Origin of the sequence: Rathayibacter tritici (genome assembly GCF_001641005.1) — a bacterium.
Lineage (GTDB): Bacteria > Actinomycetota > Actinomycetes > Actinomycetales > Microbacteriaceae > Rathayibacter > Rathayibacter tritici.
Window position 1 is genome coordinate 266,148 of record NZ_CP015515.1, and the last position, 15,375, is coordinate 281,522.

Sequence of the window (15,375 nt, forward strand, 5' to 3'; positions counted from 1 at the left end):
GGCCGGCCCAACCGGGCCGGCCCCACCCCCCGAACCACCTGCCATTTCGAAGGAGAAATGATGCACCACCACCACGCATCCATCACGGCCAAGCCGATGAGCCGACGCTCGCTGATGACGGCCCTGGCCGCATCGACGGTCGCGGTCGGCGTCGGAGCGGGAGCCCTCGCGGCGCCTGCCGGGGCCGCACCCGCGCCCTCGTCCGGATCCACGCGCCTGGTCCCGATCAACCGCATCGGCATCCAGCTCTACAGCGTCCGGGACAAGGTCGCGTCTCTGGGCTTCCGGGCCGTCTTCGAGGAGCTCGGCCGCATCGGCTACAGCGAGATCGAATTCGCCGGCTACACCCAGGGCAACGTCGGAGCGATCACGCCGCAGCAGATCCGTCAGCTGCTCGACGACAACGGCCTGCGGGCCGTCGGCTCGCACGTCGGCACCAACCTGCTCCGCTCGGAGTTGGGGAAGCAGATCGAGATCGCGCAGATCCTCGGCACGCCGCACCTCGGCACCGGCAACGCGCCCACCAACGTCAACACGAAGGTGGGCTACCTCGCCGCCGCGGAGGAGTGGAACCGCTGGGGCCAGCAGGTCTCGGCCGCGGGCATGAAGCTCTACCAGCACAATCACGCGGGCGAGTTCGCTTTCGCCTCGGACGACCCGGCGACCCGACTGTACGACCTGTTCTACGACAACACCGACCCGCGCCACGTGTATCTCGAGATGGACGTCTACTGGGCCTACGTCGGCAAGAAGCTCTACCCGGGCTTCGAGCCGCTCGACTACATCAAGCGCAACCCGCGCCGCTACCCGATCCTGCACCTCAAGGACGGCAAGACGAACAACGCCAACACCAACGGCTACGACATCGTCGAGTTCGGCGCCGGCAACCTGCCCTACCAGGCGTTCCTCTCGGAGCTGCGCGACCGCGGCCAGCGCTTCGGCGTCTGGGAGCAGGACACCGCTCCCACCCTGGCGACGCCGCCCAGCACCGGGAACTCCCTCGAGGCCGCTTCCCGCAGCTACTCCGCGATCGCAGCGCTCCGTGGCTGAGCGCAGCCCGCGCCGCGCGCGCCGCACCGACAGCACCACCACCAGCACGACGCGCACGAGCGCACCGAGGAGAACCCCCATGAAGTGGAAGACGCCCACGGCGGTCCTCGCGGCCGCGTCCCTCGCGATGGTCGCTGCACCGTCCGCCTTCGCGGCGACGACGGACTGCAGCACCGAGCTGGGGAACCAGACGATCACCGGCGACCTGAACGTCGCCGCGGGCGACACCTGCGTCCTCGGCAACGTGACCGTCACCGGCAACGTGATCGTCGGCGACGACGCCTGGCTGGACGCCACCTCGGCGACCATCGGCGGCGACGTCATCGGCACCGACGCGTACGGCATCTCGATCGACGGCACCAGCGTCGGCGGAGACGTCGTGTCGCTCTCGGAGGGGAGCCGCAACGGCTTCCTGTACCTGCGCGACCTCACGGTCGGCGGGATGGTCGAGGCCGGCGGCATCGACGTCGAGCTCAGCGACCTCTCGGTCGCGGGCGGAGTGAGCACCGCGGCGGCGACCTACGTCGACGTGGACCGGACGAGTGTGGGCGGGGACGCCGTCTTCGCGGACAGCGACTTCGGCGTGAACGTGCAGGGCGCGATCGTCGGCGGCTCGCTCTCGGTGACTGGCTCCTCGCGCGGCGTGCTTCTGGGCGCCGAAGCGGACGGCTCGTCCAGCACGCTGGGCAACACCGTCGGCGGCGATGTGACGCTGTCGGGCAACTCCGGCAACGTCCAGCTCGCGGGATCGACGGTCGGCGGACGCATCGTCCTTACGGGCAACGCTCCGGCGGTCAACTTCGGAGCGGGCAACTCCGCCTCCGCTGTCTCGGGCGACTTCACGGGAACCGCGGCGGGCGCTGCGGCCGAGGGCGACCAGTCCGTGGCCGTCATCGTCCCCGAGGCCCGCGAGGGCGAGCTGACCTGGACGCTCGAGGGCACCAGCAACCTGGTGAACCTCGGTGTCGCCGAGGAGAAGGGCGACCACTTCGCCGCCTCCGGTGAGCTCGTGCCGGTCCGCGTGACCGACTCGCGCCTCAACGGGCCGGCCTGGTCGGTGTCCGGACAGCTGAGCGATTTCCGCGCCGGCAGCACGACCGTCTCGGGCAAGTACCTCGGCTGGACCCCCGAGGTCCTGGAGAACGACGGCGGTGCCGTCGCCGGCGCTCCCATTCCCTCCGGCTTCGACTCGGGTGACGGCCTCGCCACCGCCCGCGTCCTCGGCTCGGCCGCGGCCGAGCACCCGACCGGATCCTCGGTCCTCGGCGCCGACCTCGACCTGAAGCTCCCGCTCTCGGTCGGAACCGGCACCTACACCGCGACGCTGACGCTCACCGCGCTCGGCTAGCCCCGGTGGGGCGGCCCCCGGGCCGCCCCCCTCCCTCCCCGTCTCTCCGCGAGATGCCACTTATGACGCCCGCGCTCGGCGCGTCGCCGTCACAAGTGGCATCTCGCGGGAGGCATCCGCACTGCAACGGAAGCCTGATCGATGTCGCTCCTGCCACGCACCACCCGCACCATCGCCGCCCTGCTGCTCGTGACGCTCCTCGCGGCTGGCCAGGCGGGTGCTCAGGAGGCGGACCCCGCCGTCACCTGGGGGGTGCGCCCCGCCGACACCGAGCAGGGCAGCGAACGGCCGAACTATGCGTATGCCCTCGACCCGGGCGGGCAGCTGAGCGACGCGCTGATCGTGTCGAACTACGACGACGAGCCGCAGACCTTCCGCGTCTACGCGGCCGACGGGTACATCACCGAAGCGGGTCAGCTCGACCTGCTCCCCGCCGCGGAACCCTCGACCCAGCTGGGCAGCTGGATCTCGTTCGACGCCCCCGAGGTCACGGTTCCCGCGGGCGAGAGCGTGCAGGTGCCGTTCGAGCTCGCCGTCCCCGACGACGTCACGCCCGGCGACTACGCGGCGGGCGTCGTCTCCTCGATCCTGGTGCAGGGCGAGACCGGAGTCTCGGTCGACCGGCGCCTGGGCTCCCGGATGTACCTGCGCGTCGGCGGCGACCTCGTCCCGCGCCTGGCGATCGACGGCCTCACCGTCTCGTACGACGGCGGTGGGAACCCCTTCGCTCCCGGCTCCGCGACCGTCGACTACACCGTGACCAACGCGGGCAACACCCGCATCGCACCGGGCGCCGAGATCAACGTCGCCGGCCTGTTCGGCCTAGCGTCGGTGTCCGCGATCGATCCGGAGCCACTGCCGGAGTTGCTACCCGGCACGTCCGTCTCGCGGACGCTGACCGTGGCCGGCGTCTGGCCGCTCTTCGTTGCGACCGCCCGCGCCACGCTCTCGGGCACTGTCGTCACCGCCGACCAGGCTTCTCAGGCCGACTCCGCTGTCGTCATCCCGGACGTTCCGGTCGCCACAGCCGAGTCCGTCGCCGCGGCCATCCCGTGGAGCGCGCTGCTCCTGCTCGCCCTGCTGACCGGGCTCATCGTGCTGACCGTGGTCCGCCGCCGTCGCCGGGCCGCCGGGGAGCAGGCGCGGATCGACGCCGCCGTGGCCGCCGCTCTCGGCGCCCAGCCGGAGGCGGCCGACCGCGCGGGGGTCGGCTCCTGACCGGGTGCGGCCGGTGCGATTCGCAGGGGATCGCGCCGTCGAGGCCCGTTTCTGCCCGTCGTGCCGCCCGCGCGCGCCGGATCCCCTGCGAATCGCACGGGGTCCTGCACATCGCACCGGCTCCTGCAGAGCGCACGGCGGCACTAGCGGCCCGCCCGGCCCTCCGCCCGCAGCTGCTCGAGGAAGCCGTCGACCACTGCCGGGCTGAGCAGGTGCCCGCGCAGCATCAGCGCCGCGCCCCGCACGCCTCCGCTGCCTCCGTGCTCGGCGGTCACCAGGTCGAGCCGCTGCGTCGCGAGCGGGAGCGAGCGCTCGTCGATCACCGAGCGCACGGCCGCGAGGATCTCCGGGCTGGCCAGGGCGACCGATCCGCCCAGCACGATGACGGAGGGGTTCAGCAGGCTCACGCAGGTGGCCAGCACCTCGCCGAGTTGCAGGCCCGCGATCCGCGCTGCCTCGACCGCTTCGGGGTCGCGTGCGTTCAGCAGATCGATCAGGTCGCGCACCGACTGCACGTCTCGTCCCGCCCGGGCCAGCCCGGCGGCCAGGGCGGAGCCGCCGGCCACCGCCTCGAGGTCCCCCTCCTGACCGCCCGCCGCGGCCGGGGCCGTGCGCGGGACCTGCACGTGGCCGAGGTCGCCGGCGGAGCCGAGAGCGCCGCGCTGCAGCAGGCCGGACGAGACGATGCCCGCACCGATGCCGGTGCCGACCTTTACGAACATCAGGTCGAGGGCGTGCGGGAAGCGCGAGGCCCGCTCGCCGAGCGCCAGCAGGTTCACGTCGTTGTCGACGAGCACCGTGGTGTCGAAGCGCCGGCGCACGAAGGCGGGGATGTCGAAGCCGTCCCAGCCTGGCATGATCGGCGGGCGCACCGGGCGGCCGCTGGCGTGCTCGACCGGGCCCGGCACGCCGACTCCGATGCCCGCGAGCACGGAGCGCTCGACGCCGGCCGCGACGAGCACGTCCTCGCACACGTCGAGCGCGTGCCCGAGCACTGCCTCCGGACCCTGCGCGATGTCGAGCTCCTCGCGGCGCTCGACGATGATGCGTCCATCGAAGTCGGTCAGCGCGATGGTCGAGTGCGCCGCGCCCAGGTCGATGGCCAGGAGAGAGCGCACAGCCGGGTCGAAGACCAGGCGGGCGGAGGGGCGTCCGCCGGTCGAGGGTGCGCGGTCGAGGTGCGCGATCAGTCCCAGCTCGAAGAACAGCTCCAGCCGCGTCATCACCGCGGTCCTCGCGAGCCCCGTCTCCTCGACCAGCTCGGCGCGGGTGCGCGGGCGACCGTCGGCGAACAGCCTCAGCATGTCGCCGGTCGCGGTACCCGCGCGCTCGGCCACGCTCAGCTCCTTTTCTCGGCCCGGCTGGCGGGTTCGGGGGTCAGCACACCTGAGGAAACCAGTCACCGCACGGTCCCGCAAACTCGGCGCGCCCCCCGTGCGGGTTGTGCGCGAGACCGTCGGCCGGAGGCGCGTCGCGCGCTGCGCCGGGGCCCTTCCGCACTCCGATCGCCGGGGTGTGCGCCGACGCTCGCCATTCCGCCGGGCCCTCCGGCGCCTTCCACCCCGCCGGCCCCTTCCGCCCTTTCCGCCCCGCCCGCCCTTCCCGACAGGAGAGAACGATGACCTCGTCCGATACCACCAGCACACGCGCCTCCCGATCGGGCGAGCGCATCGGCCTCTGGCTGATCGGGGCCCGGGGCAGCGTCGCCACCACGGCCGTTGTGGGCCTGCACGCGATCGCCGCAGGTGCCGCGCCCAGCTCAGGCTGTGCCACCGCGACCCCCGCCTTCGAGGATGTCCCGCTCGCGGGCTTCGCCGACATCGTCGTCGGCGGCCACGACGTCGCGCCGACCCCGTTGCTCGAGAAGGCGACGGGCCTCGCGGCCGGCGGCATGTTCCCGACCTCGGTGGTCGCCGAGGTCGCCGAGCGCATCGATGCGACCGACGCCGAGGTCCGCCTCGCTCCCACCGACGCCGCCTCGCAGCAGGAGGATATCGACCGGCGCGCCGCCGACATCGTCGCCTTCCGCGAGCGCCACGGCCTCGCGCGGGTCGTCGTGATCGACGTCGCCTCGACCGAGGTGCTGCCGGCCGACCGCCCCGAGTTCCACGACCTCGCCGCCCTCCGCACCGCCCTCGCGCGTCCGGGCGAGCACCTGCTACCGGCGAGCTCGATCGCCGCCCTCTCGGCCGTCGTCGCGGGCGCGGCCTACGCCTGCTTCACTCCGTCGACCGCGCTGGCCCTGCCGGCGCTGGACGAGTGGGCGGCCGAGGCCGGGATCCCGATCGCGGGGCAGGACGGTAAGACTGGGGAGACCCTGCTGCGCAGCGTGCTCGCTCCGATGTTCACGGCGCGCGGGATGCGCGTGCTCTCGTGGGCGGGCGCGAATCTGCTCGGCGGCGGCGACGGGCAGACCCTCGCCGACCCGGAGGCGGTGCGCTCGAAGCTCGTCTCGAAGAACCGCGGACTCCGCAGCCTGCTGGGCGACGATGTGGTCACTCCGCTGCACATTGACAACGTGCCGGACCTCGGCGACGTCAAGACGGCGTGGGACCACGTGCACGCCGAGGGTTTCCTCGGCTCGCGGATCACCGTGCAGACGATCTGGTCGGCGTACGACTCCGCCCTCGCGGCCCCGCTGATCCTCGACCTCGCCCGCCTGCTGGCGCTCGCGGACGAGGCTGGAGTCTCGGGCCCGGTCGGCGAGCTCGGCTTCTTCTTCAAAGACCCGTGGGGGAGCGACGTGCACGGCTTCGCCGAGCAGACCGCGGAGCTGGTGGCCTGGGCCGCCCGCACCGGTGCGCTCGTCGCCGAGCGCCGCACCCCGGTGAGCAGCAGGACGCGGAGCGATGGCTGAGCTGCGCGACTACCTGGAGCTGGTCCGCGCGAAGGCAGCGCTGACGGTGATCGGCGACACCCTCGCGGGCGGAGCCTGGGCAGGCCGCGGACTCGGGGCGGGCACCCTCGCGCTCCCGCTGTCCTCGGCACTGCTCTACTCGGCGGGAATGGCGCTCAACGACTACTCGGACGCCGAGCTCGACGCCCGGGAGCGGCCCGAGCGGCCGATCCCGTCGGGGCGGATCCGCCGCTCGGCGGCGCTGGGCACGGCGGCCGTGCTGACCGCGGCGGGCGTCGCGGTCGCGGCCGTCGTGGACGGACGGCGCTCGCTCGCGCTCTCGCTGCCGCTCGCCGCGACGATCTGGTCGTACGACCTGCTCGCGAAGCCGACTCCGCTGGGCCCGGTCGTGATGGCGGCCTGCCGCGGACTCGACGTGCTGCTCGGCGCGGGCGCGGACGGCGTGCGCGCGGCGGCCCCCGCCTCCGCCGCCGTTGCCGCGCACACGCTGGGCGTCACTGTGCTCTCGCGCGGCGAGGTGCACGGCACCACACCGGTCGCGGCGGGAGCGGCGGCGGCCGGGACCGCGTCGATCGCGCTGTCCACTGCGGGGGGCGTCCTGGCCGAGCGCCGGGCCGCCCCGGCCGCGGTCGTCACCGCGGGGCTGGGTCGCTGGCTCCTGCTCGTGCTCACCGCGCAGCTGCAGGCGTCGAGGACGCCGACGGCGGCGGCCGCACGCACGGCCACCCGCGCGGGCATCACCGGGATGATCCCGCTGCAGGCCGCACTGACCGGACTGAAGCGGCCGGAGCTGGGTGCCGCGCTGCTCGCGCTCGACGCGCTCGGCTCCCTCCTGCTCCGCCGCCCGCGGACGGCGGACATCACATGAGCGTCACCGGACCCGTGCTCGGTTACGGCACCAACGGCTTCGCCGACCACACTCTCGAGGACGCGCTGACCGTGATCCACGCCGCCGGCTACCGCGCCGTCGCGCTCACCCTCGGGCACCCGCACCTGGATCCGTTCGCTGCCGACTGCCGCGAGCAGACGCTCGCGCTGCGGTCGCGGCTCGAGGCGCTGGACCTGCGTGTCGTAATCGAGACCGGCGCCCGCTATCTGCTCGATCCCTTCACCAAGCACCGGCCCACGCTGGTCGATCAGGAGGCGGAACCGCGGCTGCGGTTCGTGGAGCGCGCCATCGAGATCGCCGCGCTGCTGGGCGCCGACGCAGTCTCGCTCTGGTCGGGCGTCGTGCCCGCGGGCGGTGACCGGGCTGCGGCCTGGCGTCTCCTGGTCGAGCGGATGCGCGGTCTGGTCGCCCTGGCCGAGCGCCACGGTGTGCGGCTGGCATTCGAGCCCGAGCCGGGGATGCTGGTCGAAACGGTCGCCGACGCGCTGCTGCTGCGCCGCGAACTCGGCGATCCGGACGCATTCGGGCTGACGGTCGACCTCGGGCACTGCGTCGTGGTCGAGCCCGAGGGCGTGGTCGGCGCCCTCCGCAGCGCCGCCGGCCTGCTGCTCAACGTGCAGGTCGACGACATGCTCCCGGAGCGGCACGAGCACCTCGAACTCGGTACCGGCTCCCTCGACCTCGCTGCGGCTTTCGCCACCCTCGCCGAGATCGGCTACAGCGGGATCGCGGCGGTCGAGCTGCCCCGGCACTCGCACGACGCGCCACGCGTGGCCATCGCGAGCATCGCGGCGATTCAGGAGGCGCGCGGCGGCGCCTCGGCGCGCGTCGAGCACCCGTGGACCACGGCCGCCCGCGTTGCGGTCCTGGAGCGCCCGTCGCGGATCGAGCGCTTCTTCCCCACTGCGGGTCGCGAAGCCGGACGCGAACCGGTGCGGCCTGCCGAGGATCCGCAGGGCCTGGTCCACGGCACGCACGACGACGCAGCCCGCGCCGCCCTGGTGCAGTCCGCGGCGCAGGCCCTCACGGACGACGACCTGGCCGTGCTCCTCCTCCGCCTCTACCGCGGCGCGGACGGCGCCGAGCGCCGCGGCGTGCTGGCCGGGCTGAACGCCCTGGCCGGCCCGGGTCCTGCGACCACCGCCGTCGGCCTGGAGCTGACCGCCGACGCCCTGCGCGCCAACGACACCCGTCTCGTCGCCGTCGCGATGGGCCCCTTCGCCCGCGGCCACCTCGACGCGCACGCCTGGCGGCACGGGGTCCTCAAGCTCGTCTTCCTCGGCATCCCGCTCGCAGCGGTCGCCGGGCTCCAGGAGCGCAGTGACGCCGAGCTGCGGGCGATGGCCGAACGTTTCGCCGACGAGCGCCGCGCGGCCGGGCGCCCTCTCCCGAACGATCTGGCGGTGCTCCTGCCGAGCTGACCGCCCCCGAACGTCGCCCCGACCGCGGGGCCACCACCACCGATGAGAAAGGCGCGACGATGCGCATCTTCGACCCGCACATTCACATGACCTCCCGCACCACCGACGACTACCAGGCGATGTTCGACGCCGGCGTCCGCGCGGTTGTCGAACCCTCCTTCTGGCTCGGCCAGCCGCGCACCAACGTCGGCTCGTTCACCGACTACTTCGACGCCCTGATCGGCTGGGAGCGCTTCCGCGCCGCGCAGTTCGGCATCCGCCACCACTGCACCATCGGGCTCAACCCGAAGGAGGCGAACGACCCGCGCTGCCGGGCCGTGCTGCCCGAGCTGGACCGCTACCTCGCCAAGGACGGCGTGGTCGCGGTCGGCGAGACCGGCTACGACTCGCTCACCCCCGAGGAGGACCAGGTCTTCCGTCAGCAGCTCGAGCTCGCCGGCGAGCACGGCCTGCCCGCGATGGTGCACACCCCGCACCGCGACAAGGAGTCGGGTACCCGCCGCACCCTCGAGGTGGTCGCCGACTCGGGGCTCGCGCCCGGTCAGGTGCTGGTCGATCACCTCAACGAGGTCACGGTCGACGCCGTCCGCGACTCCGGCTGCTGGATGGGCTTCTCGATCTACCCCGACACCAAGATGGACGAGACCCGCCTGGTGACGCTGGTCGAGCGGATCGGCCTGGACCGCGTGCTGGTCAACTCCGCCGCCGACTGGGGCCGCTCCGATCCGCTCACGACCGCGAAGACCGGCCGCCTGCTCCTCGTGGCCGGTTTCAGCGCGGCCGACGTGGACCGGCTGCTCTGGCAGAACCCGGTCGAGTTCTACGGGCAGAGCGGACGCCTGGACCTCTCGCCCATCGCGGGTGTCGACGTGGCCCGAGCGAGCCGCACCTTCGAGGGCAACTCCGTGCTCCGGGGCGCGCCGCGCATGGCGGAGGTCCTCTGATGCACCTCTCGTACTGCACCAACGTCCACCCCGCCGAGGACCTGGCCGGAGTGGTCCGCCAGCTCGACGTGTACGCCGGACCCGCGCGCGTGGCCGCCGGGCTCGCGCTGGTCGGAGTCGGTCTGTGGATCCCGCGGGATCTCGCGGCCCGGCTGGTCGCGAGCGCCGAGGACCGCGCCGTTCTGCGGGCGGCCCTCCAGCGCAACGGCCTCGAAGTCCGCACGCTCAACGCCTTCCCGTACGCCGCGTTCCACGCCGAGGTCGTCAAGCTCGACGTCTACCGGCCCGACTGGACCACCCCGGAGCGCCTGCAGTACACGATCGACTGCGCGCGGGTCCTCGCCGACCTGCTGCCCGCGGGCGCCGACGGCAGCATCTCGACGCTGCCGCTGGGCTGGCGCGAGGGCTGGGGCCAGGAGCAGGACGACGCGGCCTGCCGCAACCTCGCCCGCCTCGTCGAGGAACTGCGCGACCTGCGCCGCTCCACCGGCCACGCGATCCGCCTGGCGATCGAGCCCGAGCCCGGCTGCATCCTCGATACGGTCGACGACGTCGTCGACTGGCTGCACCCGCGGTTCGGAGTGGTGGATCCGGCTTTCGTCGGCGTCTGCCTGGACACCTGCCACCTCGCCGTCTCCTTCGCCGACCCGGCCACCGCCGTCCGGCGCATCCGCGACGCGGGCCTGCGCGTGGTGAAGGTGCAGGCCTCGGCCGCGCTGCACCTGGAGGATCCGGCCGGCCGCGCCGCGCTGGCTCCGTTCGTCGAGAAGCGCTACCTGCACCAGACCCGCGAGAACGGGATCGACGGCGTGCTCCGCGTCGATGACGTGCCGGAGGCGCTCGACACGCTCCCCGGTACCGGCCCCTGGCGGGTGCACTTCCACGTGCCGCTGCACCACCGGCCGGAGGCGCCGCTCTCGGCGACGACGGCCGTGCTCGTGGAGGCGGTCTCCGCGGTCGACGCGGCCTGGCCGTACGACGAGATCCACCTCGACGTCGAGACGTACACCTGGTCGGTGCTCGCCGACGCGCCGAGCGACCTCTCGACGGGCATCGGCGCCGAACTCGCCTGGGCGGCCGAGCACCTGCTCACTCCCGCCTCCCGCGACGCGCTACTGGCGCCCCTCCTCCCGCAGGCGGCGGCGCTGTGAGGCCCGTGCTGCTGCTCGACGTGGTCGGGCTGACCTCGACGGCGCTCGCCGACATGCCCCGCCTCTCGCGCCTCGCCCGCGACGGCGGGCGGCTGCCGTTGGACACGATCCTGCCCGCGGTCACCTGCAGCGTGCAGTCCACGATGCTCACCGGGTCGATGCCCGCCCAGCACGGGATCGTCGGCAACGGCTGGTACTTCCGCGACCTCGGCGAGGTGCACCTCTGGCGCCAGCACAACCGCCTGGTCACCGGGGAGAAGGTCTGGGAGACCGCGCGTCGGCGCGGCGGGGAGCCGTACCGCGCGGCGAACATCGGCTGGTGGTACGCGATGGGGGCGACGACCGATGTCACCGTCACTCCGCGCCCGATCTACCACGCGGACGGCCGCAAGTCTCCCGACGCCTACGTGCGCCCGCCGGCGCTGCACGACGAGCTGGTGTCGCGCTTCGGCGCGTTCCCGCTGTTCCAGTACTGGGGGCCGACCGCGTCGCTGCGCTCGACGCAGTGGATGGTCGACGCGACCCGGCACGTGCTGGCCGGTGACGGCTCCGGCCCGCCCGAGCTGACCACGGCGTACCTGCCGCACCTCGACTACGACCTTCAGCGCTTCGGACCGGACTCGCCCGAGGCGCGCCGGGCCGCGACGGAGCTGGACGTGGTGCTCGCTCCGCTCCTCGATGACGCGGAGGCACAGGGCGCGTCAGTGATCGTGGTCGCCGAGTACGGGATCGCCGACGCGGATACCCCGGTCGACGTGAACCGGGCGCTGCGGAGGGAGGGCCTGCTCGAGGTGTATGTGCAGGACGGCCGCGAGCAGCTGGATCCGTGGACCTCGCGCGCGTTCGCGGTCGCCGACCACCAGGTCGCCCACGTCTACGTGCAGGACGCGGCCGATCTGCCGCGGGTGCGCTCGCTCCTCGAGGCGCTCGACGGCGTCGACGAGGTGCTCGACCGGGAGGCGCAGGCCCGCTACGGCCTCGACCACGAGCGCTCGGGCGAGTTCGTCGTGGTCGCCCGGCCGGGCGCGTGGTTCACCTACTACTACTGGCTCGACGACGACCGCGCGCCCGACTTCGCCCGCGGCGTCGATATCCACCGCAAGCCCGGCTACGACCCGGCCGAGCTCTTCTTCGACCCGGCCGACCCGCTGGTGAAGGCGAAGGCGGCGGGTAACCTGGCCAAGAAGGCGCTCGGACTGCGCTACGCGATGAACCTGGTGCCGCTGGACGCGTCGCTGGTGCGCGGCACCCACGGGAGGCTGCCGTCCTCGTCGGCCGACACTCCGCTCGTGCTGGCCTCGGACGCGGACCTGCTGCCGCCCGGCGCCGCGTCGCTCCCGGCCACCGCGGTGCGCGACCTGGTGCTCGCGGCGCACGGGCCGTCCGCGGCGGGTGCTCACGACCAGCGAGCGAGTCGGTCCTCGACCATCGGAGCGTTCTAGGCGAGCGCGGTCCGCCAGACTTTTCGCGCGAGAGAGTATGTGTCTATATGCACACCATTCTTGAAGCGCGAAGTCGATGCGCTATGACTCTACTCAAAATTTGAGCTCTGGGCAGGCTGTGCAGTCATTGGTGCTCCTCGTCGAAAACGGCCTCCTACGGCTGAATATATCCGTGAGGATCGTTCCTGTGTCACGAGACACACCCGCCGCTTGGGGCGACGGCAGGGCACGCGGGCTGGATTCTGACATGGCAGCGAGGCGCGTAGCCTCGAGCTATGTACACGCCGTGGGCTTCTCGTAACGCCGCCCGGTGCTCATCGACGGATGCTATTGGCACGGCTGGCCCAAGCGCTTCAAGACGCCGTCGACAAACCGCGACTACGGGGAGGGCAGGATCGGTCGAAACCGACTCCGCGATATCGAGACCACCGAGTTGCTGGAGGAACGAGGCTGGCGCGTGCTGCGGTTCTGGAAACACGAAGCTCCCACCTCTCTCGCCACGAGTGTCGTGGACGTCGTGCGCGACCGACGAGAGGTCACTCCCTGAGGGCGGATAGGCTCTCCGCCCAGTCGTCGGTGATCGTCTGGATCGGCGCGAGCCGGTCGGGAAAGTCCTTATGCCGCGCCATACGTGAGGTGAGCCCGTAACGGAACTCCCATCGTCCAGCCGGTGAGAAGAGGCAGGCCGCGACGACGTCAAACCCGTCGACGGGATAGAAGCGCGAGGCGGGATCTCCCTTGGAGGCCCGGGTCTTCTGAACCTCGACCTTGAAGCTACCGCTGGCGGAGGTCTTCGGGCTTGCGTTCTTGCACTCGACCCTCCTCACCCTGCCGTCCGAGAGGGTGACGTTGAAGTCGTGCATCGCGTCCACGTCGAGCCGCTCGACCGCGGCGATGTCGGGCGAACTGTCGAGCAGGTGCTCCAGGTGGTATTCGGCGACCCCACCGCGGACGGCGACCGAGAGCCGGTTACGGCCGCCGATGATGTCGAGGATCTGCTCGCTGGTGAGTGCGAACTGCTCCTCCAACACGTGCCGACGTGGCAGCTCGTCGACCGCCGTCTTGTCTGCGAGTGCGATAGCAGCCGAGTATCGCAGCGGCGGGTCCAAGCGCAGAGAGGTCGCTCGTCGTTCGAGACGTGCGTAGTCGATGAGGCGGTCGGGGGTGAACGCGACGACTGTCTCCAGGCTGGTGGGGGAGCGGGGCTCGGAGCGTTTCGTTCCTGGCCGGTTGATCTTCTCCCAGACGTGCCAGCCGGACGCTGTGGCCTGTTGGATCTCGGCGTCCTTGGCATAGAAGGAGATGCCCATCGGCAGAGGGTCCCAGAGGTTGGCGTCCAGGCCGAGGATGACGCCGTCGGCGAGGTCGACGCCGAGGATCATGGTCACGTCCACGCCGGCGACATCCCGCCCGACGGGGTGCTCTCGCTTCCAGGACTCCTCGGCGCCGTAGCGGAGCTGTCCGCGGACCTCGTCGTCGGGACGGTTCTTGATCGAGTTCCCGGTGACGCGGAAGGGGTAGATGAGCATCCCGATCCGCTCGTCGGAGTCCAGCTGCACGCCGAGGTAGACCGGCGCGCGGTGTCGGTCGCTCGCATACAGCACACGGCCGCCGGAGGCACGTACGGCGTCGAGGAGGAATGCGTGTAAGTCGCTGCGCCCCTGGACGCGGTAGACCTCGCCGAAGGCGCGTCCGGCGAGCGTCTCTTCCTCCACAGAACCCCTTCCGGCTCGGGTTGTCCACCGATGCCCGTGGTCACGGTGGGTATGTCGGTGGCTGTCGGCATACTCGTGTCGACGATACTGGTTGGACACGCATCGCCTGCAGGGGCCGGGCTGTGCGTGCACGTTGAGGAAGAGGTGGCACATGGGCGAGCAGCTTCCGGTGGTGAGCCTGTTTTCCGGAGCAGGGGGCCTTGACCTCGCCGTCGAACGTGCCGACGCCGAGCCCCTCGCGGCCGGCGACCCTGGCAGCGGCCTCCTTCGCGTGTCGGTCGCGACGGACTACAACGAGCCCGCGTTGCGGACGTTGAAAGCGAACTTCGACGGCGCCACGACCCTCACCGGCGACATCCGACAGGTCCCCACCGAGCAGATCCTCGCCACAGCAGGGCTGCGGGCCGAGGAGCCGGTGCTGGTCGTTGGCGGCCCGCCGTGCACGCCGTTCAGCAAGTCCGGGTTCTGGTTGGAGCAGAAGCGCGAGAGCCGCGACCCCAATGCCTCGCTGCTGGACGAGTACGTCCGTGTCGTGCGCGAGTCACGCCCAGAGGCGTTCATCCTGGAGAACGTGCAGGGCCTGACGTACAAGACCCACAGGGCTCAGTTCGACCGGCTCCTCAAGGGACTCGGCGAGCTCGGCTACAACCCGCAGTGGAAGGTGCTGCTGGCCGCGGACTACGGGGTCCCGCAGCTTCGTCGCCGTGTGTTCGTCGTCGGGCGCCGTGACGGGGAGAAGTTCGAGTTCCCCGAGCCCACCCACTCCGGATGGAGCGAGCACAGCCGTACCGTCGACGCCAGCAAAATCCCGCACATCACCACCTCTCAGGCGTTTGCCGGACTGCCCCGACTCGTGCGCGCGGCCGAAGACGAGATCGTCGACGGCAACTACGGAGAACTTGCCGCGGAGATCCCGCCTGGTCAGAACTACCTGTGGCATACCGAACGCTACGGCGGCCGTAACCACTTCGAATGGCGCAGTCGCTACTGGACCTTCCTGCTCCGCCTCGACCCTGACCGGCCATCCACCACACTCCAGGCTCAGCCCGGCCCGTGGGTCGGCCCGTTCCACTGGGAGAACGTCCGCACCGCCTCTGGCGAAGAACGCGCACGACGCCTCCGCGTCAACGAGATGCTGCGGCTCATGTCCTTCCCCGACGACTTCATGATCGACGGGCCCCGCGCCGACGTTCAGCGCCAGCTCGGCAATGCCGTCCCCCTGGAGCTTGGCAAAGCCGTGGTCCGGACGTTGATGAATCAGCTCGGTTACCTCGATCGTCGCGTGACCGGCCGGGAACTGATCGTCGCGTGATGTGAAGCGGGCGGCAAGCCCTCGGGCG

General features: G+C 71.9%; 13 protein-coding genes. 11 read left to right on the top strand and 2 right to left on the bottom strand.

The features are described 5' to 3' along the window. The first annotated feature begins 60 nt into the window (after window positions 1-60). From A6122_RS01160 to A6122_RS01170, 3 genes are all read left to right on the top strand, one after another. Complete coding sequence (locus tag A6122_RS01160; protein ID WP_084416130.1) at window positions 61-1,050, top strand: sugar phosphate isomerase/epimerase family protein; 990 nt, start codon at window positions 61-63, stop codon at window positions 1,048-1,050. A gap of 79 nt (window positions 1,051-1,129) precedes the next feature. After that, window positions 1,130-2,398 (top strand): autotransporter outer membrane beta-barrel domain-containing protein, encoded by a 1,269-nt coding sequence (locus A6122_RS01165; protein WP_068250599.1) that lies wholly within the window; start codon window positions 1,130-1,132, stop codon window positions 2,396-2,398. Window positions 2,399-2,539: 141 nt separating this feature from the next. Continuing rightward, window positions 2,540-3,616 (top strand): WxL protein peptidoglycan domain-containing protein, encoded by a 1,077-nt coding sequence (locus tag A6122_RS01170; protein WP_068250600.1) that lies wholly within the window; start codon window positions 2,540-2,542, stop codon window positions 3,614-3,616. 143 nt (window positions 3,617-3,759) lie between these two features. Here A6122_RS01170 and A6122_RS01175 read toward each other — a convergent pair whose 3' ends face one another. After that, a complete protein-coding gene (locus tag A6122_RS01175; protein WP_237358214.1) occupies window positions 3,760-4,953 on the bottom strand; it encodes an ROK family protein in 1,194 nt (397 codons plus the stop codon). A 281-nt stretch (window positions 4,954-5,234) separates the two neighbouring features. Here A6122_RS01175 and A6122_RS01180 point away from each other — a divergent pair, with 281 nt between their 5' ends. The 7 genes from A6122_RS01180 (at window position 5,235) to A6122_RS01210 (ending at window position 12,867) form a co-directional block, all read left to right on the top strand. Beyond that, entirely contained in the window at window positions 5,235-6,473 is a 1,239-nt protein-coding gene (locus A6122_RS01180; RefSeq protein ID WP_068250603.1) for an inositol-3-phosphate synthase, read from the top strand. Then, the gene (locus A6122_RS01185; protein ID WP_068250607.1) at window positions 6,466-7,341 is read left to right on the top strand and encodes an SCO3242 family prenyltransferase; all 876 of its coding nucleotides are present in this window, start codon (window positions 6,466-6,468) and stop codon (window positions 7,339-7,341) included. Before A6122_RS01180 ends, A6122_RS01185 begins: the two co-directional genes overlap by 8 nt. Beyond that, window positions 7,338-8,783: an EboA domain-containing protein gene (locus A6122_RS17180; RefSeq protein ID WP_068250610.1), complete on the top strand. Its 1,446-nt coding sequence runs from the start codon at window positions 7,338-7,340 to the stop codon at window positions 8,781-8,783. The genes A6122_RS01185 and A6122_RS17180 overlap by 4 nt, the downstream gene beginning before the upstream one ends. A 59-nt stretch (window positions 8,784-8,842) precedes the next feature. Continuing rightward, on the top strand, window positions 8,843-9,727 hold the full coding sequence (locus tag A6122_RS01195; protein ID WP_068250613.1) for a TatD family hydrolase: 885 nt from the start codon (window positions 8,843-8,845) through the stop codon (window positions 9,725-9,727). Further along, window positions 9,727-10,878: a metabolite traffic protein EboE gene (eboE, locus tag A6122_RS01200; protein WP_068250616.1), complete on the top strand. Its 1,152-nt coding sequence runs from the start codon at window positions 9,727-9,729 to the stop codon at window positions 10,876-10,878. The genes A6122_RS01195 and eboE overlap by 1 nt, the downstream gene beginning before the upstream one ends. Further along, window positions 10,875-12,320, top strand: coding sequence for an alkaline phosphatase family protein (locus tag A6122_RS01205; protein ID WP_068250618.1), 1,446 nt, complete (start codon window positions 10,875-10,877; stop codon window positions 12,318-12,320). The genes eboE and A6122_RS01205 overlap by 4 nt, the downstream gene beginning before the upstream one ends. Window positions 12,321-12,630: 310 nt before the next feature. Then, window positions 12,631-12,867 (top strand): PDDEXK family nuclease, encoded by a 237-nt coding sequence (locus tag A6122_RS01210; RefSeq protein WP_068250619.1) that lies wholly within the window; start codon window positions 12,631-12,633, stop codon window positions 12,865-12,867. On the opposite strand, the gene A6122_RS01215 is transcribed toward A6122_RS01210, so the two are convergent. After that, window positions 12,857-14,035, bottom strand: coding sequence for a hypothetical protein (locus tag A6122_RS01215; RefSeq protein ID WP_068250620.1), 1,179 nt, complete (start codon window positions 14,033-14,035; stop codon window positions 12,857-12,859). The genes A6122_RS01210 and A6122_RS01215 overlap by 11 nt on opposite strands. A gap of 91 nt (window positions 14,036-14,126) precedes the next feature. On the opposite strand from A6122_RS01215, the gene A6122_RS01220 reads away from it, so the two are divergent. After that, window positions 14,127-15,347 carry a DNA cytosine methyltransferase gene (locus tag A6122_RS01220; protein WP_219817563.1) on the top strand — a complete coding sequence of 407 codons (1,221 nt, stop codon included), beginning with the start codon at window positions 14,127-14,129 and terminating at the stop codon, window positions 15,345-15,347. Window positions 15,348-15,375: the final 28 nt, after the last annotated feature.